This window comes from Thermogemmatispora argillosa (assembly GCF_059696725.1).
Window position 1 is genome coordinate 1,383,078 of sequence record NZ_AP019377.1, and the last position, 21,640, is coordinate 1,404,717.

Genomic DNA, 21,640 nt, shown 5'->3' on the forward strand with positions numbered 1-21,640 from the left:
ATATCTTCTGCTTGCTTGTGACAGTTGCACTGATTCTAAGAGCAATCACCCTTTATACAGCAGGAACCGCCAATCATACGAACCACTTGACATCTCTGCATCAATTGTGTAGACTCAACCTTAAACATTCGTGACAGCCTCTGTGCTATATCTCTAGTCTACCTGCTCTGCTCTCAACAATCAAGCAGAAGCGGGGAGGGGGTTGCATGGCGCTCAAAGCCAGAAGAGCGCTGGCCAGTCAGGTGCGTCAGCGGCTGCGCATCCTTATCAGTACGGGCATCTATCCCCCTGGCTCTCGTCTACCGAACGAAGAGGAGCTTTCCGCGACCCTGGGAGTTAGCCGCACGACACTGCGCGAGGCCCTCCAGGGGCTGGCCGAGGAAGGGTTGATTCTGCGCCGTCATGGGCATGGAACCTTTGTGAACCAGCGCCCTCCGCAAGTCAAGAGCAGCCTTGACCGCAATTTCGGCATCGGCGAGCTGATCCGGGCCACAGGGCGCACACCGGGCATGCGCGATGTAGTTATTCAGACCCAGCCAGCTCAGCCCTATGTGGCCGCGCGGCTCTCCCTCAATCCTCAAGATGAGGTATTTGTGATTGAACGCGTGCGCCTGGCCGACCAGCGCCCAGTGATCTTCACGATCGAGTTCCTGCCGGCGACCTTGCTGCAGGCGGCCAGCTATGAATTGACCGACCTCTATATTATTGAGTCGCTCTACGAATTTCTGGCTCAGCGCCTCGGTCTAACGATTCACCACGGTATCGCTCACCTCCGGCCTCTGCTGGCCGAAGCCTGGCTGGCGCAGAAACTTGGCCTTTCCCCCGGTGCCCCTTTGCTCTACATCGAGCAAGTTGACTATAACCTCGAACAGAGGCCCGTGCTCTTCTCGCAGGAATACCATGTCTCTGATGCCTTCGAGTTCGTGATCTACCGGCGCGGGCCTGGCGAGAGCTGAAGATCGCGAGCCAGGTCGCCAGAGCGAGTATGTTCATGAGCACTGGCAGGCTCGCCAGGATGGTATATAATAGGGGTTGTGGGCGCGGCGCCACCAGCGCGCCGCCTGCTCAATCACGCCTGGAGCTTGCAAGCATGAGTACATCTGCGTCCTCCTTTACCAGGTACCGGGTCGCCGCTATCCAGTACGAACCTACGCCGGGCCACAAGGAGCAGAACATCGGCGACCTGCTGCGTCTCGTCGAGGAGGCCGCCCGCCACGATGCGCGACTGATCGTGCTGCCTGAGCTGGCTACGACCGGCTACTGCTGGGAGTCGCGCGAGGAAATCGCCCCCTATGTGGAGCCTGTTCCTGGTCCCACATGTGCGCGCTTCGCTGAGCTTGCCGCCACCTACGACTGTTATATTGCACTGAGCCTGGCTGAGGTCGATCCTGAGAGCGCTGTCTACTATAATACGACAGCGCTGCTCGGCCCCCAGGGGCTCCTGGGCAAGTACCGGAAGCTGCATTCGTATATTGCTGAACCACGCTGGGCCCGCGATGGCGATCTGGGCTTGCCGGTCTGGGATACGCCACTTGGACGCCTGGCGATCCTGGTCTGCATGGACGCGATGTATTTCGAGGCGGCGCGCCTGGCCGCCGTGCGCGGGGCCGATGTGCTGCTCTTCCCCTGCGGCTGGCTGGATGAGAAATGTCCAAGTAGCTGGTGGATGCTGCGCGCCTTCGAAAACGGCCTCTATCTCATCGCTGCCAATCGCTACGGACGCGAGCGCGGGGTACAGTTCAGTGGCGGGAGCTGTATCCTGAATCCCGATGGCTCAATCCAGGCTTACCGCGACGCTGGTGAGGGGATTGTTTACGGCGAGGTCGATCTTGAGCGCTGCCGCGCGAAGAGTTGGGGACCTGTTGGTGAGGAGCCTGTGGGCGACCGGCTGGCGGACCGCCTGCCGCGTGAGTATGTCTCGTTGGTACAGAATACCTATCTGTGGGAGCCTCTGCGCTTTCACGGTCTGTATCACTCGCATGAGTTGCCACCCGGCCAGCTTTCATGCGCGGCTTTCGTCCAGCTTGAGCTACGCGAGGTGCTCGCTTCTCCCGAACAGGGGCCAACCGAGGCCGGCCTTGCGACAGCTCAAGAGGGACAGCTTGCGCGCCTGCAATCTTTGGTACGCTCGTTGCTGCGCGTTCATGAGCCGGCCTATCCCGATGTCCTGGTCTTGCCTGAGCTAACTCTCCCAGGACCAGCCGATCCCTCCCGGCCCGATTTCGCCGAGCGGATGCGCGCCGGCGCTATCCGGGTGCCTGGACCCGAGACCGAGGCGCTGATCGCTCTGGCTACCGAGTTTCAGCTCAGTATTGTACTTGGGGTTGCTGAATGTGCATATATCAATGGAAGCGCCGAACCAGTGTACTATAATACGGTGCTGCTGCTCGATCCCGAGGGCGTTCACGGCATCTATCGCAAGCTGCATCTGACGCGTGCTGATCGGCGCTGGGCCACGCCGGGCAACCTGGGCCTGCCGACCTTCGATAGCCCCGTGGGGCGCATTGGCCTGGCGACGGGCTACGACGTGCTCTTCCCGGAGACGCTGCGGGTGCTGGCCAGCAAGGGCTGCGATCTGGTCTGCGCGCCGACCCTGCTCAATTTCCCCAATCCCATCGGGCTGGGTCCGACGGCGATCCCCTTCGGCCCGCATGTTGCGCCCGAGGGCTACGATCCTTTGCACTACCTGCCCTGGCGCATCCGCGCTGCAGAGCATCACGTCTACTTGACGATCGCCAACTGGAGCGGCGAGGCCAACGGGGTCCGCGCTAATGGCTTCAGCGGCATCTTCTCCCCTTCCTGCTCTAGCTATCCCTGGCGCGAGGTGATCGCCGAGGAGGGTGAGTCGACCCTCATGCTGATGACGATCGATACGCGCGAGCAGCGCACCGGTCGACGTTCGACGACGCTTTCGCCAACCTATGTGCCTGGCGATGTGGCCGGCTCCCTGACTGGCGAACTGGCCTACGATATTCGCGAGACGATTCCGGGCAACGTGGTCCGCGCCAAACCGCTGCTGCGCAAACGCCAGCCGTTCTGGTACCTGGATCTGGTGCGGCCCTCGGTCGGTCTGGTTGCCTCCGCACCGTCGGAATCGCCCGCCACGCCAGCCGCACGCTGAGCCTGAGATGAGAGGACAGGTCGCTACTCGTGCGCGTAGCAGTCTGCCAGGTTGTTGGCAACCCTGTCCGTCCCACGGCTGGCCTGGTCTTTCCTGTGCTCGCCTTAACGGCTGACCGCTACTACCCGCCTGAGTGTTTGTTTCTCTGGTTGCAAGTGATGAATCCTTCTGCTTTGTTTGCTCAGTTTCAACGCCGTCTGAGCGCCGCTGGCGGTGTGGCCCAGTGGGCCGAGGATCTGGCCCAGGCCGCGGAGATCATCGCGACCCATCCCGCGCTGATCGAGCGGCGGCTGATCATTCCGCCAGCTTTTGCGTCTTGCCAGCCCTGGGGGGACATCCTGCCGCTCTTGCGTGCGCGTGGTATCCACCTGGAGGAGGCGGCCACCCCCGAGCAGGTCGCCGACGCGCCCGCCGGCCTCTCTAGCGCTGCGCTGGCAATCGCCGAGACCGGCTCGGTCTTTTTGGCCGATAATGCTCTGGCGGCTCGCATTGTGGGCATGCTCACTTTGACCCACTTTGTCCTTGTTTCCGCCAAGCAGCTTGTTCCGCTCCTTGACGAGGCGGCCACGCTGCTGCAGACGTTAACTCGCCCGGGACCCCAGCAGCAGCATTATATTTCTTTGGTGACTGGCCCCAGCCGTACCGCCGATATCGAACGCACCCTGACGATCGGCGTCCAGGGACCACGCGCGCTCTGCGTGATTGTTGTTGCTACGCCCTCCGCGGGCAATCTCTCTCCCGCTACCCAGCAAGCAAAGGACAAGCATGATGAGCCATAAGGAGCATGCACACCACGCACCTGCGCAGCTTCTCGCTACCCAGACGAGGGCCGCGGAACCTGCTCCGCAGATCCACGATATGCCTCCGTTCGCGGAGCGCCTGCAACGGGGCCTGAGCGACGAGCATATGCATCGCGCCCTGGAGCGTTTCGCTCCCAGTTGGCGTCAGTCGCGTCAGGCGCTGTTCGCCGCAGCGGAGGCCGAGTATGGTCCTGACTATAGCTTTGCCCATCTGCGCCAGCGCCTGCGCGCCGCCAAGGACGAGGCCATTGCTCATCAAGAGGAGCTGGTAGCTCGTTTCAAGGAGCGAGCCGAGGCCGCCGGGGCCGTGGTCTATGAGGCCCGTACTGCTGAGGATGCCAACCGCTATATTTATGAACTCTGCCGGCGTAAGGGCATCACACTGGTCGTTAAGTCCAAAACGATGGTCAGCGAGGAGATCGAGCTAAACCACTATTTAGAGGAGCGAGGCATCAAGGCCGTCGAAACCGATCTGGGCGAATGGGTGGCCCAGCTCGCCCATGAACGCCCCTCGCATATGGTGATGCCCATCATCCATAAGACCCGCCAGCAAGTGGGTGAGGTGCTCAGCCGCGCTACTGGACGTGAGATCTCGCGTGAGGATGTGGCTGAGCAGGTGGCGGTCATTCGCCGCGAGCATCGCCAGGCCTTTTTGACGGCCGGTATGGGCATCAGTGGGGCCAATGCCCTGATCGCCGAGAGCGGCACGGTGATGCTCAATACCAACGAGGGGAATGGACGCATGGTGACCTCGCTGCCGCCGGTGCATGTGGTGCTGGCGGGCTACGATAAGCTGCTGCCTACCTTCGCCGACGCTATCACGCAGATCCGCCTGCTGGCACGCAGCGCCACCGGCCAGCCCATGACCAGCTATACGACCTTTATCACGGGACCGGACCGGCCCGGCAAGGAGGTCCATATTGTTCTGCTGGACAATGGACGCAGCGCTATGCGCGCTGACCCACGCTTTAGGGAGGCTCTGCGCTGCATCCGCTGCGCCGCTTGCGCCAACATCTGCCCGCCCTATCAGCAGGTGGGTGGTCACGCCTTTGGCTATATCTACAGCGGCGCCATTGGGCTGGTGGTGACCCCCTTCCACCACGGCCTGGAGGCCGCCGCCGGTCCGCAGAGCCTCTGCGTGAGCTGCAACGCCTGCGAGACCGTCTGTCCCGTGGAGATCCCTCTGCCCTCCCTCATTCTGGATGTGCGCAGTCGAGTCGCCGCCAGTGAGGGCCTGCCCTGGCTGAAGCGCCTGATCTTTGAGGCCTTGGCCCGGCCACGCCTCTTCGATCTGTTGGCCCGTCTGGCCGCTCTTGGCCAGTGGCCGGCCACCCTGGGCACGCCCTACGTGCGCTATCGCTATCTGCGCTTCCTTGAGCGTCTGCCCGGCTTGCGCTCGCTGGCCCGGCTGACACGCTGGCGCAGCCTCCCTGCCTTTGCGTTCCGTCCTCTGCGCGATCGCGTCGGCGTCCGCGCCAATCTGACGGCGGCGCGCCAGCATCCGCGCCGGGCTGGTGAGATAACGGTCTGCTACTTCGCCGGCTGCATGACCGACCGCCTCTATCCCGAGATGGGTGAAGCCGTCATCCAGATTCTGGAGCGCAGCGGTCTGCGCGTGGTCTTCCCGCGCGCTCAGCACTGCTGCGGCCTGCCGGCCCTCAATTCGGGCGATCGCGCCCACGGCCTGGTTATGGCCAAGCAAACGGTGCGCATGCTGGAGCGCGCGCTTGACGAGAGCGGCGCTGACTATATTGTCTGCGCTTCAACGAGTTGCGTCGTGACTCTCGTGCAGGACTATCTGCGCCTCTTCGAGGACCTGCAGCTACAGAGCTGGCTCAACCGCACCAGGGCGCTGGCCGAGCGCATTATGGATTTCACCAACTTCCTGCTACGGGTGCTGGTGGCAGAGCAGCGCCTGCCGGCTCTGCGCCGTCCTGCTCCAGGAACAGCCCCTGTCGTGACCTATCACGATTCGTGTCAATCGTGTAACTGCCTGGGCCTGCGCGCGGAGGCGCGCCAGATTATCCGTGAGGTGCTCGGGCTGGAGCTGCGTGAGATGACGGATTCCGATGTCTGCTGTGGCTTTGGTGGCTCAACCTCCCTTGAGCATCCAGAGGTTGCCGAGCGCCTGCTTGCGCAAAAGCTGAGACATGCCGAAGAGACCGGGGCGACGTTGCTGGTCTCTGATAACCCTGGTTGTCTGATGCATCTGCGCGGCGGCGTCGATGCCGCCGGTAAGCCCCTCCGGGTCCTTCATCTGGCTCAATTGGTGGCCGAGTATCTCCCTTAGCGCTTTGAGGAACGGACAGCACTCAGGCCGCGCCCGCCGCTAACTGGGCCCGTGCTCTGCCGGGCCTGGCGGCGAGCATGGCCTGATGTTGCGCTTGCAATTGCATTACAACGACTCGCAGCGTATACTGTTAATGGACCAGGCCAAGAGTGGGCTTCTCTGCTCACAGATAGGCTCTTTCCTTCCTGGCGCCCAGACTATTTTTCAGTGAAATTGGAGCGCAACGCCAGACGAAATCGGCGTTGTTAAGAAAGGCGGTCAGCCGTGAGCTGTATCTTCTGTGAGATGATCAGCGGAAAAGTGGAGGCCAACATAGTCTATCAGAGCGATGAGGTAGTGGCCTTTCTGAGCGAGGAACAGCCGAACCCCTACAAGGTTGTGGTCGCTCCGCGCAAGCATGTCGAGACCATCTACGATCTCGATGATGAGCTTGCTGCCCGGGTCTTTCAGGCTACCGTGCACGTGGCCCGCGCTATCCGGCGCGCCAGCAACTGCCCAGGGCTAAGCCTGGTTCAGGCTAACGGCCATGCTGCTCAGCAGCGTGTGCGCCATTTTCATCTCCACCTGCTGCCGCGTTTCCCGCACGATACTGCTCTGGGGCGGGTCTTTCTCCGCTGGGAGGGCTGCCCGGCTGAGCGCAGCGAGTTGGAGCGCCTGGCGGCAGACTTGCATGCTCAGCTCTCTCAGTAGGCTCGCATCTGATGCTGCTTTGAGCCACCGCTTAGAGTAGACAGCGTCTAGCGGCGCCTCCCTGCCCGGCTACCCATGCGCTTGGGGCTGGGCAGGCCGAGTCTGGATTGTTCTCGCTCCTCAGCAATGTTCCTGCCCGTATGATGGCTCCGTCGGGCAAGTCAGGCCGCTCTCCTTCTCCCTCGCCTGTCATTTCTCCAACCTGATAAAAATTATTGTTGTTCACCGGCAACTGGTAAAGCTGCAAATAACCTGATCAGTTGTTCATCTACTGGCGCAATGGTCTCTTATCCCTTTGGGGAAAATGCTCCACTTAAATCTATCTATGATATACTATGTTCATCCTTACTCTCTACCTACTCCGGCCTGCCAGCCATAAGCTCAAGCCTAGCGTATTCAGCAGGCTGGCTGATCAGCCAGCCCATCCAGGTGGTCAGTCAGTGAGCATGCCCGCAGGCAGAGCCGGCAGCGATCTAGCAACAAGCCAGGACGGCGGGGAGAAGCGATGAGAACGGTTGTCACGAAGCGCTTAACGCCCAGCTATCTTCAGCAGCTCTACCGTGAAAGCAGTTTGGAAAGCGGAGCTGCCGCCCTCACTGTGCTGCTAAGCCTCCTGTGGATGGCCCTGCGATTGGGAGGCAGCCAGGTGACCGCCCTTTTTGCCGATGCCATGTACAGCCTCTGCGCCCTGGGTGCTGCCGCCCAGGCCGCGCTCACCGCCTGGCGCAGCCGCTATGGCCCTCTGCGCCTGACGGTTCGCTATCAGATCGCCTGGTCGCTCGTCAGCTTCGCTCTGCTGCTCGACGTTCTCGGCGGCCTTCTCTACTTCTATCGCGATTGGGTAGGAGAGGCCAACACGGTTCCTTCGCTGGCCGATGTTGCTTTCCTGCTCAATTATCTGCTGGTGGCCAGCAGTCAGCTTTTCATCCTGAGCGGCTTCAAGCTGAGGCGCGCTATTCTCTTGATTCTGCTGGATTCGCTCATTACGACCCTCTGTCTGCTGGGCGCCATCTGGTTCTTTCTGGTCGGCCCTTCCTACACGACGCTGCGCCATAACGGCATCGATCTGGCCACTCTGGGGATCAGCCTGAGCTATCCTTTCTTCGATCTGCTGCTCGTGCTCGCCAGCGCTATGCTGCTGACCTTGACCCGTGTCGAGCGGCCTCTGCGCCCCTCGCTGCTGCTCCTCACGGTTGGCGCCTGCTCCTTACTCTGGGCTGATAGCTGGTACTGTTATCTGGTTCTGCATCAGAGCTATGTGTCAGGAACCCCCTACGTCGATACCGGCTGGCTCCTCTTCTTCGCTGCGCTGGGCCTGACCGCCTCTTGGCAATATACTACGCTCGTCAGGGACGCCTATCGCCAGCACCAGCAGACTCAGGCCCGCAGCGGCAGCCAGGCCCTGGAGGAAGTGAGCCTGGGGGCAGGCAGCGAGGATTCGTCGTTAGGTGACTATCCCCCCGACCATGTCCTGCTCTTTCAAAGCCTCTTGATCTATTTGCCGTTCATCATCGAGATCGTTTTGACGCTCTATTCCAGTCTGATCCATGATGGCATCCGGGCCGCCTTTCTTGATACGTTGACGGCCGCCGTGGCTATCTGTCTCTTTCTACGCTATCTATTGACTGATCGGCAGAATAGCGAGCTGCTGCATGAGCGCGAAGAGCGCCGACAGGAGGCGGAGCGCCTGCGTCTCCTCACGGCTCAGCTCAGCGAGATTTTGGAGCTGAATCCGCTGCTGGAGCGGATCGTCAGTCTGGCTCCGACGGCACTGGGCTGTGAGGCCGCCATGCTATTCATTCAGGAGAAAGCCCCTTTTCCCGATATGCCCGCCAGCCTGAAAGTCTATGTCGCCACCCCACCCGCCGAGCAGGTAATGCTCTGGCGCTTTGAGGGACAACACTTCGATGTCTGCGCAGCTCTGCAGCCCTATGAGGTGGAGGTCCACCAATCAGAGGTGACGCCCGAGCACTTGCCCGCTGAGATCGTGGCCTGGTATACGCACGAGCGCATTCAGGCCAGCCTGGTGATCCCTCTGATGTATCAAGAGAAACACCTTGCCAACCTGGTCTTCTGCAGTCGCTCAGATCGCCCCTTCTCGTCAACGCAGAAGACGACCGCGCGCGCTTTCGCAGAGCAGGCCGCTACGGCGCTTGAACACGCCTTTCTCTACCAGGAGGCCCGCGAGCAGGAGGCCTTTGCCCAGGCTCTGGCCAATATTGCGACGCGCCTCAATTCGGCCATCGTTGAGCCGACGGAGATTCACCAGATTATCTGTCGCGAAGGCGCTAACGCCCTCGACGCCGACTATGTCCTGCTCTATACCCCCGATCAGCACGGCAGCCTGTTCCCGCAGGCCATCGCCGTCAGCTCCGGCGAGCCTGCCAGTGAGCTGAGCGAGTGGCCAGTGATCTATGAGCACGAGTATGAGGCCCAGGCTCTGGCCTCGCCTCAGCCGCTGCTCATCCCGCTGACTCACTTTTACCAGCTTGATCCACCGCTAGCGCCCGCCCCGGTCCTGCTCCAGGCCGGCGTTGGCGCAGGCGCTCTCGCTTGGTCGCAGCATCCCCCACGGCGGCAACGCATGTATCGAGCCTTGTCTTTGCGCGAGATGCTCGCCCGGCGCTATGTGCCAACCGCTATTCTGGCGCCTCTTTTCTCGCGCAACGTCGCCGTCGGCCTTCTGGTTCTGGCTCGCTCGCTGCGCCCAGGTACCCAGGAGCGCCAACCTCTGGGTCTGCCTGATTTGCCGCGTGCCCAGGGCTTTGCCGAGCAGGCCGCCGTCGCTTATACCAATGCCACGCTCTATCAGCAGCTGCGCACCGCTCACCAGCAATTACAAGAACTCGACCAGCTCAAGGACCAGTTCATGATTACCGCTTCTCACGAGCTGCGTACGCCGCTGACCGCCGTCCAGGGCTATTTAGAGCTGCTGGCCCAGTACGACGAAGCGCTCTCCCCTGATCAGCGCCGCGAGTTCTTGCATAAGACGCGCCTGGCCTGCGATGAGCTGGTGATCCTGCTCAATAACATCATGGACGCCAGTCGCCTGGAGGTCGATGCCGGCATTCGTCCGGCCCACATCGAGACGGTGGCGGTTGAGGACATCGTACAAAGCGTGGTCGATATGATGGAGCCGCAATTGACCCAGGAAGAACGCATCGTCTATCTGGATATCCCTCCCGATCTGGCCGTACAGGCCGATCCGGTGCGCCTGCGTCAGATCCTGCGCAATCTGGCCATGAACGCTTTGAAGTATTCGCCGCCCGGGACGCCGATCACCTTCCGCGCCCGCGCCTCGTTGGATCATAGTGCCCTCCGGCCCTGCGCCTTGATTAGCGTCAGCGATCGCGGGAAAGGGATTCGTCCAGAAGACCAGCCCAAGCTGTTTCAGCGCTTTGTACGCCTGGAGAGCGATGTCAATAGTCCGGTGCGAGGCTCTGGCCTGGGCCTCTATATCTCGCGCCGCCTGGTAGAGGCAATGAGGGGCAGAATCTGGGTGGAAAGCACAGGGGTGCCGGGCGAGGGAGCCACCTTTACTATTGAGCTGCCTCTGATGGGCGGTAGCCTCAACTAAACGAGCCAGGAGACGGCCAAAGCCTGGGGCCGTCTTGTCTTCTCCGCCGTCGCCTCGCCTCGGGCATGGCCCACGCCTTTAGTCAGGTAGGCAACGAGCAGCGAGCGAGCGACCCGCTGAAGTGGAGGCCCCTGCCTGAGCAGCACCAGCCACGGCCCAGGACAGGGAGGGAAGAGTAGGTCAGGGGAGGCATGGGGGCAGGGGCAGGCCGCAAAGAGCAGACAGGACAGCGGAGCGCGATAGGCTCAGCCTCGCCTTGTCTTATGCCCTTCTGCTCTTCTCCTGATCTGGCCGCTTGCCCTGTCCACCCGCGCCAGCCCGCACTCAGCACATACTCCTTACTTCTTCTGCTCTTCCTTAGCGGCAGTCGCTTCTGCCTGCTTTTTCACCAGAGGTGGTACGTGCTGCTCACAGAAGCGGAAAGTTCGCCCGCCGGAGAGCAGCTGAGCATAGGCTGCCGGCTCGCCGCAGGTATCGCAGCGGCCCACATGTGTTTTGACTGCTTTCATGACAAAAAAAGAGAACCTCCTTACCGCGGTCTATAGGCAGGTACCGACGCCACTCGCCGCTCAAGCGCAGCATGAGCGAGGAGGGCTAACGTGCACCGATCTTCAGAGAGGATTCGCCACTCTATATGATACCACATCGTCGCTCCCTTCGCTTCTCTACCCGGCAGCACAGCCGCTGTCTTGTCTTATGTAAGAGCGCGCCGATCTTCTCTAGCCAGGCCAGCCAGCACGCGGCCTCCCGGCGAGAGGCAGAGCCGCACAAAGCGAGTAGTTTAGGCGCCAGCGAGCAGTAAAAAGCGAGAGAGCGCCGCTTGCGAGCGACCTTACGAGCAAGCCAGGCTGACAGCGATAGGAAAGCGAGCATGAAGGAGGCAGGAGTAAACTAAAGATAGTGGTGTCGGGTCACCTGTGGTGATCGTCTGGGTGCCAGCGTGCTCGTTGAGCCGGGCGCCTTCAGGCCAGTGTGCCCGCGTGCTCCGAACCGGAGGCTGTTGAGCCGCGCCGCGCCACGGCGCCCGGGGAACTGAGGACAGGCTCCGGCAGCGCTCTGTTGCGTGCCACAGCAGAGGGTCCGTTGAGCCTGACCCTGTGCGCGGCTGCAGCGCAGAGTTCCGGCCCTGGCTCGTTGAGCCGGGCACAGCCCTGCAGGCCATGCCGACTGGCTCCGAGCCGTTAGACGATCACCACACCATTTTCCACCTCTCTCACTCTCCCCTGGCTGATGGTCGACCACGCCACGATCATCCCACTCAGGCCAGCTTGTGGTGACAGAGGCCCAAGCCCGCCTGCTTCTCAACCGGCCCTGTCGCCCGCTCATCCTCGCACAGCGCCCCGCCTCAGCTCCTTCTCTTCCTCAGCCGCCTGGCGGGCGCGGCGAGCGACGTAGGCGCACATGCGCGCTTCCTTTCTCTGCCAATTAGCGGTCCGCAATCAAGACTCAAAGAACTAGGAGGCCGCATCGGCCTCTATGCCAACCTCTTCCGCGGTCGAGGCAGCGATCTCCGCGGTCGGCGCCGGCGTTGGTGTCGGGGCCGCCCCTGGCTCGTGCACACTGATTTCCAGGTGGCCATCGACCGCGGTGACATGTACCACGCCCGGCTTAGGAATGTTGCCCATCAGGATACGCAGGCTGAGCGGCACCGTTAGCAAGCGCTCAATAGCTCGGCGCAGAGGGCGCGCTCCCTGCGTGCGGCTGAAACCCTCCTTACAGAGCAGATCGATGGCGCTCTCATCCGCCTGCAAGGTCAGGCCTTGCTCTAGCAAACGTGAAGCCAGCTCGTTCATCTGAAGGCGGGTAATGGCCCGGGCATGTTCCTGCGTCAACGGATGAAAGATGACTATCTCATCGATGCGGCTGAGGAACTCGGGACGGAAGGTCTGACGCAGGCGCTCCATGAGCTGCTCCCGCTGCATCTCCTCCAGCGATGTCTTGCTGGCAGCGCGGAAACCACTCGGTAGCGAGCGCCCAAGCATGTCGGTGCCCACATTTGAGGTCATAATCCAAATGGCGTGTTGGGCATCGACTGTATGGCCCTGGGCATCGGTCAGGCGTCCGGCATCAAACACCTGCAAGAAGAGATCAAAAACCTCGGGATGGGCCTTCTCGACCTCATCGAGCAAGACCACGCAGTGGGGACGGCGGCGCAGCTTGCCCGTGAGCTGGCCCTCCTGGTCGTAGCCGATGTAGCCCGGTGGCGCCCCCACCATGCGCGAGACGGCATGTTTTTCCATGTACTCCGACATATCCACACGGATCAGATATTCATCGGAGCCAAAGACCTCAGCAGCCAAAGCCCGCGCCAGCTCGGTCTTGCCGACACCGGTTGGCCCCAGGAAGAGAAAGACCCCCGCAGGGCGATTGCGCGGCTTCAGGCCGGCTCGCGCCACCTGAATCGCCTGCGTCACGCGCCGAATAGCCTCGTCCTGGCCGATGACGCGCGCTTTCAGCCGGCTCTCCAGGTTCAGGAGGCGATCGCGCTCTTCGCGGCCCGGCGCATTCACTGGAATACCCGTGCGCGCCGAGATGACCTCGGCCACCGTGGCCGCCGTGATCACTGGTTCCTCGCCCAGCTCGTCGCGATTATCCTGCTCGACCGATTCGTCTTCTACCCAGAAGACCCGCGCCTGCGAGCAGGCCTCATCTAGCACGCTGCAGGCCTTGTCGGGTAAGCGCAGATTGGGCAGATATTGCACCGAGAGATGGACTGCAGCGTGTAGAGCCTCATCTGTAATGCTGACATGGTGATGCTGTTCGTACAGCTCACGCATACCGCGCAGGACCTGCAGGGCTTCCTCCGGCGACGGCTCTTCGATAATGATCGGGCGCAGGCGGCGCTCCATGGCCGCATCTTTCTCGATCATGCGATATTCCTGTGGCGTGGTTGCCCCGATGCAGCGCAGCCGGCCTCCGGCCAGCGCCGGCTTGAGAATGCCAGCGGCATCGATGCTGCCGTCAGCAGCGCGCCCGGTGCCGATCAGCAGATGCATTTCATCGATAAAGAGAATGATATTGCCGCTGTTCTCGGCCTCCTCCAGCACCTTGAGCAGGCGCTCCTCGAACTCGCCGCGGTACTTAGTGCCAGCCACCAGCGAGCTGGCCGACAGCTCGATGAGGCGCTTGCCACGCAGCTCCGGGGGGACACGGCCTTCGACAATGCGTTGCGCCAGGCCACCGACGATGGTTGTTTTGCCCACGCCCGAGTCGCCGATCAAGATCGGATTGTTGCGATCCTTGAGCATCATGGTCTGCATCAGCAGGCGCAGCTCTTTTTCGCGGCCAATGAGCGGGGGCAACTGTTTTAGACTGGCCTGGCGGGTGAGGTCGCGGCCCAATCGTTCAAGCAGCGAGTTGCTGGGGCGCGGCGCCGGCTCAACCACGCTGAAGCCCGCAGGCATCTCTACCGTCGGGGGCTGATGCGGCTCTGAAGAAGGGGCCAGCTCTAGCAAGGCATGGGCCTCGCTGGCCATAATCAGCTCGATCAGCTGCTCGGGATTGATGCCGATCTGCGTCAGCAGGTTGTGGGTCACGCCATCGCCCTCACTCAGCACGGCGCGTGCGATGGCGCGCTCATCGATCATGGTGGCGCCGGCATTGATGGCATTGCGCTCGGCGGTCAGCAGGATCTCCTTACAGCGCCGCGTGGGCAGAATGGGGGTGTCGCTGGTGGCCTTGCCGCTGCCCAGGGCGCTGCGAATGACATCGCGCACCTGCTTGGGCGAGAAATTGAGACTGCGCAGGGCATCCTGGGTACAGCCGCCATCAAGCTTGGTGAGGGCAATGAAAAGGTGAGGCGTCCCCAGGTAATCCTTGCGCATGCGCCGCGCTTCCGCCAGGGCAATGCTGAGTACCTCCTCCAGAAAGCGCCGGTCAAGCGTGTGCGACGAAGATGGCAGCGAGGGGATCAGTGGCTCTTCCTCCTCTTCAAAGATGTCAACATAGTCGGCGGGATTGCGCTCAGGTATGCCGAAGCTCAAGCGCAGCAAGGGATCGCCATAGAGCTGGAAGGCAATCCAGGCGGCGTGCTCGGGCCGACGCTGGGCCAGGACCGCGCGACTGCGCCTGACAGCTTCGCCAACGGTGACCCCGTCGCTTAGTTCCTGGTAGAGCAAGACGGCGAATTCGCGGATGCGCGCTACTGGCAGCGGCCAGCGCAAGACGATGACTGCCCCGGCGCCCGCCTCGATGAGCCGTTTCGCCAGGCGCTGGAGCAGCTCCTCGCGCTCCGGCTGGCTGGGGGGCGCCATGCCCCCACCAGGGCCGGCCAGCCCCCGGCCTGCCGACCGGTCGCCTTCATAGTGGCTCAAAAAGATGAGAGGACGCCGCGGTAAAAGCTGGAAAAGCTGGGTCGCCGCTTCGCTGTCGAGCCGCGAGCTTCCTGCGAGAGCTAGCGCCGGCTCACCGGCCATGAGCACTGGCCCCGCGCCCGCATAGTGAATGATCTGCGGTGGCTCGCTGCTGACGCGCATGCGCATGTCGAGCTGATTGGCCTGCTGACGGTAGAGGATCGTGCGCCCAATCGACTCGGGCAGGGCCGTGCATAAGGCGGCTACCTCTTCCTCTGCAGTGCTGCGCTCGCCCGTGGGATTGACAAGAAAGAGCACTGAAAGGCCCAGTGGCTCGCGCCTTCCCATCTTGCGCTGCATGCGCTCCGTCAGCGGCGCCGTTCGCTCTTGCCGCGGCTCGCCCGCCAGTCGGCTCACGCTCAGCCGCTGGCAGAGAAAGGGGCTTGGGCGTATGCCGCTGTCAAAGCACAGCTCCCAGGGGATTTCGGGGGTGTTCGTGTCCAGCAAGAGGGGGAGATCAAGATGCCGCAGCGCCTCCTGTAGCGGCAGCGGCAGCAGCTGCTCAAAGAGAAAGCGCCCCAGAGCCTGTACCGAATCGTTGATCGCGCCTAACTTCATTGTCTGGCGCTTGCTATCGGCCAGAGCCTGCGTCTGCATGTATTGGGTCACGGCCTGTAGACTACGCCTGAGCCGCTCTTTCAGCTCAGAGGTGATCTCCGTGACGTACTCGCGCCCTTCCCTGCTACCTTCCCTGGCAGGATATTCAGGCAGGTCAAGCCGGAAACGATAGACGCTTTCAGTGCGTATGATACTCAAGAGCGCCGGCAGTTCCATGAGTTCTTCTCTTCTACTATCTTCCCAGATTAGCTAGCCCTGAGAATACAACCTACTGCAAGAGCAGTATATCCCAAGCGTGAGCCGCTGGCAACAGTAGCATTCTTAGCCTCCTCGCCACCAGAGATACAAGCACTCTGCCCTATCTGTAGAACGAGCATACTACATATGTCATGATTGGTCAAGTTTTTGATCATTTTAGAGACGTGACGGTAATGTGCATACAGGCCCAGCCAGGCAGAGCGGCGCCCTGCTCGCTGCCGGATTGCCTGGCTGGCTCGGGGGATGCCGCGGGCCGGGTTAGGCTGGGACGGCGACCAGGCGACGCGCGCCGGACGGGGGGCCAGGCGCTCTTCCCAGGCCGACAAGGGCAGGGTCAGGCTAGACACCGAGGCGCGGGTAACAGCTGCTCTGGCTCCCCGTGCTCTGGTTCTGGCTCTGGCCCTGACCGCTGCCTGTTGGCAAGCTGCGCGGCGTGATGAGCAGGTCGCTGCTCATGAGGGTATCGACGTGGACGCCTGCGATGCCGAGCTGACTGCAGGGGTCAGGCGGCAGGATGGTGACATCCAGCTCCGGGTAGGTGCCCGCTTGCCGCTGGACCAACAGGGCATAGTGTCCCTTGTTGAGCGGGGGAACATACCAGGAGAGGGTGACGGTGATGGTACAGTTCTTGGGAACCACTACCCAGCCGCCGAACATGGCGCGTCCCGGTACATCGCTGACGGTGTTGGCCGGTGGTCCGACGCTGTCCAGCGGGTGCCAGTCGCCTGGGTTCGGGTCGCTGAGCGTCGGCGAGGCCGCTCCCGGCTGGTACTGGCCTGGCGGACACATCAGCTCGTCGTGTGGGTAGACGACGGTCGCGTTGCAGGCCGGCAGAGGTCCACCGCAGAGAGGCGTCCCACTATCAAAGCCGTTGCCGCTCAGGAGCTTGCTGTTAGGCGGCACATAGATGCGCACGTAGTCACGATAGGTGTCGTAGCCATAGACCGGTCCGGTATCGGTATAGGCTAGACGGAGCTGGAGATAGTGGGTGGCTCCCCCGCTGGCATCCAGGGTCACGACGTCATGAATGAGAGTGCGCACATATTGCGAGGCTTTGGTAGCGTTCAGGTTGGCCTGGACTATATAGAGGCCGTCGTGACTGGTCGAGCGGTCTACCTGGGCCCCATAGCCATACTGGATCAGGAGCTGCTCGACGTGCGGATCGGTGACGTAGATTTCGATGTCTTTGGTCTTGAGGTCGTAGAGGGCCTCATGGGCGATGGCCACGATTTCGTCAGGGGGGGCATGACGCACGCGATCCAGCAGAGTCTGAGCCAGGCGCGACGTGAAGAGCTTGCGCGCCTGGCCCGCATCGTCGACATGTTGGACGATCTGCTGCTTGCGCACCCCGGCGCTGTCAAGCTGGTAATAGTGCAGGCGGTCTTCCAGATTCTGAGCGGTAATGGTCTCGTTGTAGCCCGGTACGGTGATAGGACCAATGACCTGCAGGACGTGTTCGATGAAGAAGGGCGTTAAGGCAATGATGCCGTCGACATGTCGTCCCGTTTCGTGCTGGTAGGCCTGGATGGCTAGCTGCCCCGTAGTGGGGAAGTCCGCCGAGAGATTGGAGTCGCGTAGCCCCCAGTTGGCAAAGGGCCACCAGGAACGATACGGCTCGGGCGCCAGTTGCCCCAGGGTTGGGCTGGTGGCCGTGTATTCGACGAAGGAGATGTCTTTGAGCGAAAAGGGCGCGATCCGGCCCGCGTTGATGGTCAGTTCGCCATACTGGCCGGTGAAGCCGCCCGCAGGACGAAGCTCGGAGCGGTCCATCGTCTGCACCAGGTAGGTGCGCGGCTTGTCTACTCCCAGCAACCAGCCGGCAGCGTTGAGCAGCTCACGGGCCTGAGCGAGGCTCTGCTGAAGCATGGGGAGCACTTGCAGAAGCTGCTGCACCTGCTGGCGCTGGCTGCCGCTGAGGGGCAAGGCCTCTAGCGAGAGGCGCTGACTCTGGGCCTCTACGTCGCGCAGCGAGGGCATGATGTCATCAATAGTCCGGCTCAGCAGGTTCAGCATGTCTTGCGTGACCAGCGGTTTGCTGGAGTCGCTGAGTAGGGGACCCTGGAAGTGCGGCGCCAGCGTCTTGGCCGCGGGAATGAGCTTGAGGCCAATGACGCTGACGTCTACGCCGATCTGGGCCGCAGCTCGCGCCGATCTGACTTGCACTTGATACTGTGGAAGGATGGCAACAAGGGTATGAATAAGGGCCGAGTGGTCAATGGTGTCTCGCGCCTCACTGAAGGACTGTTGAGCTTGCTGCAACTCCTGCGCGGCTTGATTCAAGCGGCTCGTCTCGAACAGGCTAGAGGGATGAGACTTGACGCCGTTAAAGATGGTCTTGAGGGCAAGGAGATGCTCGACGCCGGCGGAGGCCTGGCCACGCAGCGTGCTATAGGTGAGATAGGCTTGCAGGCTTACGAGCAGGCCGCCGATCACCGGCCCGCCAATGCCGAGTACGAGGATGATGAGCAGCACAAGGGCCTTGAGACGCTGCTGCCCAGTACCGTAACGCGCCTCCTTCCAGAGACGTTGCGCCCAGTGGGGAGGACGCAGGGCAGCGCGAGGTTGAGCAGCTCGCTTTCGCGCTCTCTCTGCTGTAGGGCTAAGTTCCTGCCCCTTTTGAGCGTTGTGATCGCGGGTCTGGATGGTCTGTAGCCGGGCGGCCTCTCGCTCTCCCTGGGCCGTGATGACCCCTGGACTGGCAAGGGGCAGCGTCTCGGCATCGGCCAGCGAGGAGAGGGCTGCCGACGTCTCGGGAGCCACGGTCGCCAGACGCAGGGTCTCAGCCTCACTGAGGACAGCTTTGCGCGTCTCCTCGGCCTGCTCCTGGCGCGTGTTCTCTGGCTCCGCCGCTTGCGGCTCTGACTGAGCCGCCTGAGCGGCGGGAGCCGCAGGGAAGGTTACTGGCGCCGGGCCGGCTTGCAGCAGCGAGGACCAGGTCGCCGCCGCTCGTTCAATGGCGGCTCGCGTTTCATCGCTGGTACGCTGCTCTACGGCCCTGGCCGCCGCCATGCTCTGGAGCTTGAGCGTATCTTCATCCGCCAGGCTGCTCGCCGTCGCCTCTGGCCGCTCGCTGTTCTCCTCTGCCGCACTCGCGCCAGGGAGGGCGCTGGGCCGGGCCGGCTTCTCCTGTGGGTTGCTGAGCTGCGCCTCTGTGTCCCGCAGTGAGCGATTGCTATCTATAGGCATATCAGACATGGATTACCTCAGAAATAACCCCTGGCAGCTTGATCTCTTTATATGTCAATGTATGACAGACACAGGTAATAGAGTTTTTACACAGTCTGGTTAGCAGGATAGAGCGGTTCCTCTCTCCCTGAGTATAACGTATGGTGCACAGCCGATGTTGCTTTTTCAATCAGGGGTCCTGTTCTGCCCGGGACAATCTGGCCTACCAGGGGACAGGGATCAGAGGGAGCCTGCTGAGCCGGGAGAGCCAGAGCAGGGCAGGGCACCGTACCTAGCGTTCGCCGTTCATCAGCTTACGAGTGCTCAGATCCAGGCGGCGCGTTGGTCTGCCGCGAGCGCGTGCCGGGGGCGGATAGTAGGGGGTGACCGCGGTGATGATGTCGCCAATGCGCGCGAGCACCTGGAGATAGCGCATACCGGAGCGATGGTAATGGGCGAAGAGCATCAGCAAATGGTGGATCAGAATATCAGCCTCGTCAGTATGGCGTTCCAGCGTAATCTGTCCGCCGATGGCCTCCTCACCCTCGCGCAAAGCCGGCTCTTCACCTTGCTCGTCCAAGAGGAGGCGGCGCGTATCGCGGCGTGCCTGCGCTGGCCAGAGCAGCAAGGCGACCACGCGCCCCTTGAGACGTTGCTCACGCAGGCGCCCGGCCAGGTAGCTGCCCAGCTTATGAATGGCGGCACAGGTTTCGTCAGCATCGGCGGCGTGCTGGAAACGAATGCGCGCATTCTGACTCAGCGGTGGGGCATCGGGGATCACCAGGCTATGATCCTGGCCTTGAGCTAGCTGATGGAGCCAGCGACCAAGACGCCCCAGGCGCCGTTCCAGTCCATCAGGGGAGAGGGCTGCCACCTGGGCGAAGGTCGTGATGCCGAAGTCGCGCAGGTGAGCAACCAGCTCGGCCAATTCTTCGACATCAAAGCGGTCGGCGCGGCCTTCTAGCTCGGCTCCGGCGGGGCGCGGTCCTGTCCCTTCGTTATCGCTCTCGCGCGCGCCGGTCGGGCCAGGCTCGCTGCCGTGGAGCTGGAGCAGCACAGAGAGAGGGAGCGACTGCACAAAGGAGGCTTCGCGACCTGGCGGGATATAGAGGATACCCTGACGCCCGTCTTTGCGGCTCATGAGAGCGGCCAGCTCGGCGATGATCTTGCCGCTGGCGATGCCGATCAGGGCGGTCAGGCCAAGGGCGGCGATCTCGCTGCCAAGTTGCTGGGCCAGCAACACCGGTGAGGCGATGGGTTGAGGGCTGCCGCTCAGGTCGATGAAGGCGTCAGCCAGAGGAACCGATTCGACAATATGCGAGCAGGCGCGATAGCGTTCACGCAAGCGCTGCAGAACTGGCTGATAGCGCTCGTAGGAGGCTGGCAGGAAAAGCGTGCGCGGCGCAAGGCGATAGGCCCGACGCAGCGGCATGCCGGGAACGATGCCCAGGCGCACCGCGGCAGGGGAGGCGTCAATGACGCGCCCCGGCTCGTTGGGGCGACCCGTGCCGGTTCCTACGACGAAGGGCAGACCGCGCAGGTCGGGATTGGCCATCTCCTCCAACGTACAGTAAAAGTGACGAATGCGCACATGCATGATTCCCTGGCGCAGGCGCGCCTGTTCGGGGGCCATCCCGCGCCCAACCGGCTCCCCACCCGCTTCCCGCTGAGGCCGCTGGGACGCCTGGCTCCCAAGCATCGACGGATTCAACGTCCCTGACTGATCGTGCTCCATAGTAGCCTTCTGCTCAAACTAACCTCTCCCAGTTTAGATTATACGCTACAGGCTGGCTATTTTCAGCCCATTGCTGCAGTCAATAGCATCGGCGCGGGCTTCCTGAGAGGCGGCAGCTCCCTAAACTCTGCTTTGCTTTCTTTGGGGGCAGACGAGCGATCAAGCAAGCGAGCGAGCGCGGCTGATGGTCTTCGGAGTCTGGCGCGCTACCCCGTTCAGCTTCGCCAGAAAATATGGTAAGCTGTTCGTGGGGCGGAATGGCCCAGACCAGGCAGCCCACCCAGCTCCTGCCTCTCCGGCAGCGACGGCTGGTAGCATTACCGACGCGGTAGTGCGCTCACGCTCAGATTGGAGGGAAAGACACGATGTCCATGCTTCAGAACGAGACACTTAGCAGAGTGGGAAAAGGTGCCAGAGAAACCTTGGGCGGCTTTAAAGCTTTTATCTTGCGTGGCAATGTAGTGGATCTGGCCGTCGGCATCGTTATCGGCTCCGCCTTCACTAACCTGGTCAATGCCATTGTGAGCGGACTCATTACCCCTTTGATTGGCCTCTTTGGTGGCTTCGACTTCTCACACTTGAACGCAGGCCGCTTTGCTTTCGGGACAGTCATTAACAGTGCCGTCAGCTTTCTGATTGTGGCGGCGGTCCTCTATTTCTTGATTGTGTTGCCGGTCAGTAAGCTGATGGCCATGCACAAGAAGGGTGTGCCCGAGGAGGCAGCTACGCGCCAGTGCCCCTATTGCTTGAGCAGTGTTCCCGTGGGAGCGCGCCGCTGCGCGTATTGCACCTCGGAGCTGGGACAGGGTTAGTCTTCTCCGGCTTCAGCGGCTGGCGCGTGAAGCTGTCTGTTTCCAGCCAGGTTTTCTGACGAAGCGCTCCTGGCTGGCGTCTCGCATGAGCTGTTTCTCCTTTGTCACTGACTGCCATGCATGAAAGGGGGAGGGGGATTGTCTTCTCCCTCGCCAGGCGGGAGATTCGTGCTATACTAATCTACGGAATCCGAAGGCAATGCCGACGTATGTGATCAGGCCAACGTCAGGTCAGGGTAAGGGCAGAGCCGCAGGCTTGGGCCGAGCGTGGTCCAGCCAAGA

Annotated in this window: 11 protein-coding genes; 7 read left to right on the forward strand and 4 right to left on the reverse strand. The window is 62.0% G+C overall.

Annotated features, from left to right (window positions below):
• Positions 1-206 precede the first annotated feature (206 nt).
• The 6 genes from AC6H1L_RS05405 (at position 207) to AC6H1L_RS05430 (ending at position 10,478) form a co-directional block, all read left to right on the forward strand.
• On the forward strand, positions 207-956 hold the full coding sequence (locus AC6H1L_RS05405) for a GntR family transcriptional regulator (protein WP_497600514.1): 750 nt from the start codon (positions 207-209) through the stop codon (positions 954-956).
• A 134-nt stretch (positions 957-1,090) separates the two neighbouring features.
• A complete protein-coding gene (locus AC6H1L_RS05410; RefSeq protein ID WP_497600515.1) occupies positions 1,091-3,121 on the forward strand; it encodes a nitrilase-related carbon-nitrogen hydrolase in 2,031 nt (676 codons plus the stop codon).
• Between the two features lie 29 nt (positions 3,122-3,150).
• Positions 3,151-3,900 (forward strand): LutC/YkgG family protein, encoded by a 750-nt coding sequence (locus AC6H1L_RS05415; protein WP_497600516.1) that lies wholly within the window; start codon positions 3,151-3,153, stop codon positions 3,898-3,900.
• A 79-nt stretch (positions 3,901-3,979) separates the two neighbouring features.
• Complete coding sequence (locus AC6H1L_RS05420) at positions 3,980-6,211, forward strand: LUD domain-containing protein (RefSeq protein ID WP_497600517.1); 2,232 nt, start codon at positions 3,980-3,982, stop codon at positions 6,209-6,211.
• A gap of 285 nt (positions 6,212-6,496) precedes the next feature.
• On the forward strand, positions 6,497-6,901 hold the full coding sequence (locus AC6H1L_RS05425; protein WP_497600518.1) for an HIT family protein: 405 nt from the start codon (positions 6,497-6,499) through the stop codon (positions 6,899-6,901).
• A gap of 505 nt (positions 6,902-7,406) precedes the next feature.
• A complete protein-coding gene (locus tag AC6H1L_RS05430; RefSeq protein ID WP_497600519.1) occupies positions 7,407-10,478 on the forward strand; it encodes a GAF domain-containing sensor histidine kinase in 3,072 nt (1,023 codons plus the stop codon).
• Positions 10,479-10,816: 338 nt separating this feature from the next.
• On the opposite strand, the gene AC6H1L_RS05435 is transcribed toward AC6H1L_RS05430, so the two are convergent.
• From AC6H1L_RS05435 to AC6H1L_RS05450, 4 genes are all read right to left on the reverse strand, one after another.
• Positions 10,817-10,987 (reverse strand): hypothetical protein, encoded by a 171-nt coding sequence (locus AC6H1L_RS05435; RefSeq protein WP_297165242.1) that lies wholly within the window; start codon positions 10,985-10,987, stop codon positions 10,817-10,819.
• A 945-nt stretch (positions 10,988-11,932) separates the two neighbouring features.
• The gene (locus AC6H1L_RS05440) at positions 11,933-15,586 is read right to left on the reverse strand and encodes an AAA family ATPase (protein ID WP_497600520.1); all 3,654 of its coding nucleotides are present in this window, start codon (positions 15,584-15,586) and stop codon (positions 11,933-11,935) included.
• A gap of 399 nt (positions 15,587-15,985) precedes the next feature.
• Complete coding sequence (locus AC6H1L_RS05445) at positions 15,986-18,841, reverse strand: DUF4012 domain-containing protein (protein WP_497600521.1); 2,856 nt, start codon at positions 18,839-18,841, stop codon at positions 15,986-15,988.
• A gap of 262 nt (positions 18,842-19,103) precedes the next feature.
• Positions 19,104-20,546, reverse strand: a complete 1,443-nt coding sequence (locus AC6H1L_RS05450; protein WP_497600522.1) for a DNA polymerase Y family protein — start codon at positions 20,544-20,546, stop codon at positions 19,104-19,106.
• Between the two features lie 365 nt (positions 20,547-20,911).
• Between AC6H1L_RS05450 and mscL the strand changes: the two genes are divergently transcribed.
• Positions 20,912-21,358 (forward strand): large conductance mechanosensitive channel protein MscL, encoded by a 447-nt coding sequence (mscL, locus tag AC6H1L_RS05455; protein WP_497600523.1) that lies wholly within the window; start codon positions 20,912-20,914, stop codon positions 21,356-21,358.
• Positions 21,359-21,640: the final 282 nt, after the last annotated feature.

What these genes read in the sequence shown, in the direction of transcription:
- AC6H1L_RS05425 (WP_497600518.1), top strand. Translation starts at nt 6,497, where the DNA reads ATGATCAGCGGAAAAGTGGAGGCCAACATAGTCTATCAGAGCGATGAG.
- AC6H1L_RS05435 (WP_297165242.1), bottom strand. Translation starts at nt 10,987, where the DNA reads ATGAAAGCAGTCAAAACACATGTGGGCCGCTGCGATACCTGCGGCGAG.
- AC6H1L_RS05420 (WP_497600517.1), top strand. Translation starts at nt 3,980, where the DNA reads ATGCCTCCGTTCGCGGAGCGCCTGCAACGGGGCCTGAGCGACGAGCAT.
- AC6H1L_RS05445 (WP_497600521.1), bottom strand. Translation starts at nt 18,841, where the DNA reads ATGTCTGATATGCCTATAGATAGCAATCGCTCACTGCGGGACACAGAG.
- mscL (WP_497600523.1), top strand. Translation starts at nt 20,912, where the DNA reads ATGTCCATGCTTCAGAACGAGACACTTAGCAGAGTGGGAAAAGGTGCC.
- AC6H1L_RS05430 (WP_497600519.1), top strand. Translation starts at nt 7,407, where the DNA reads ATGAGAACGGTTGTCACGAAGCGCTTAACGCCCAGCTATCTTCAGCAG.
- AC6H1L_RS05405 (WP_497600514.1), top strand. Translation starts at nt 207, where the DNA reads ATGGCGCTCAAAGCCAGAAGAGCGCTGGCCAGTCAGGTGCGTCAGCGG.
- AC6H1L_RS05410 (WP_497600515.1), top strand. Translation starts at nt 1,091, where the DNA reads ATGAGTACATCTGCGTCCTCCTTTACCAGGTACCGGGTCGCCGCTATC.
- AC6H1L_RS05450 (WP_497600522.1), bottom strand. Translation starts at nt 20,546, where the DNA reads ATGGAGCACGATCAGTCAGGGACGTTGAATCCGTCGATGCTTGGGAGC.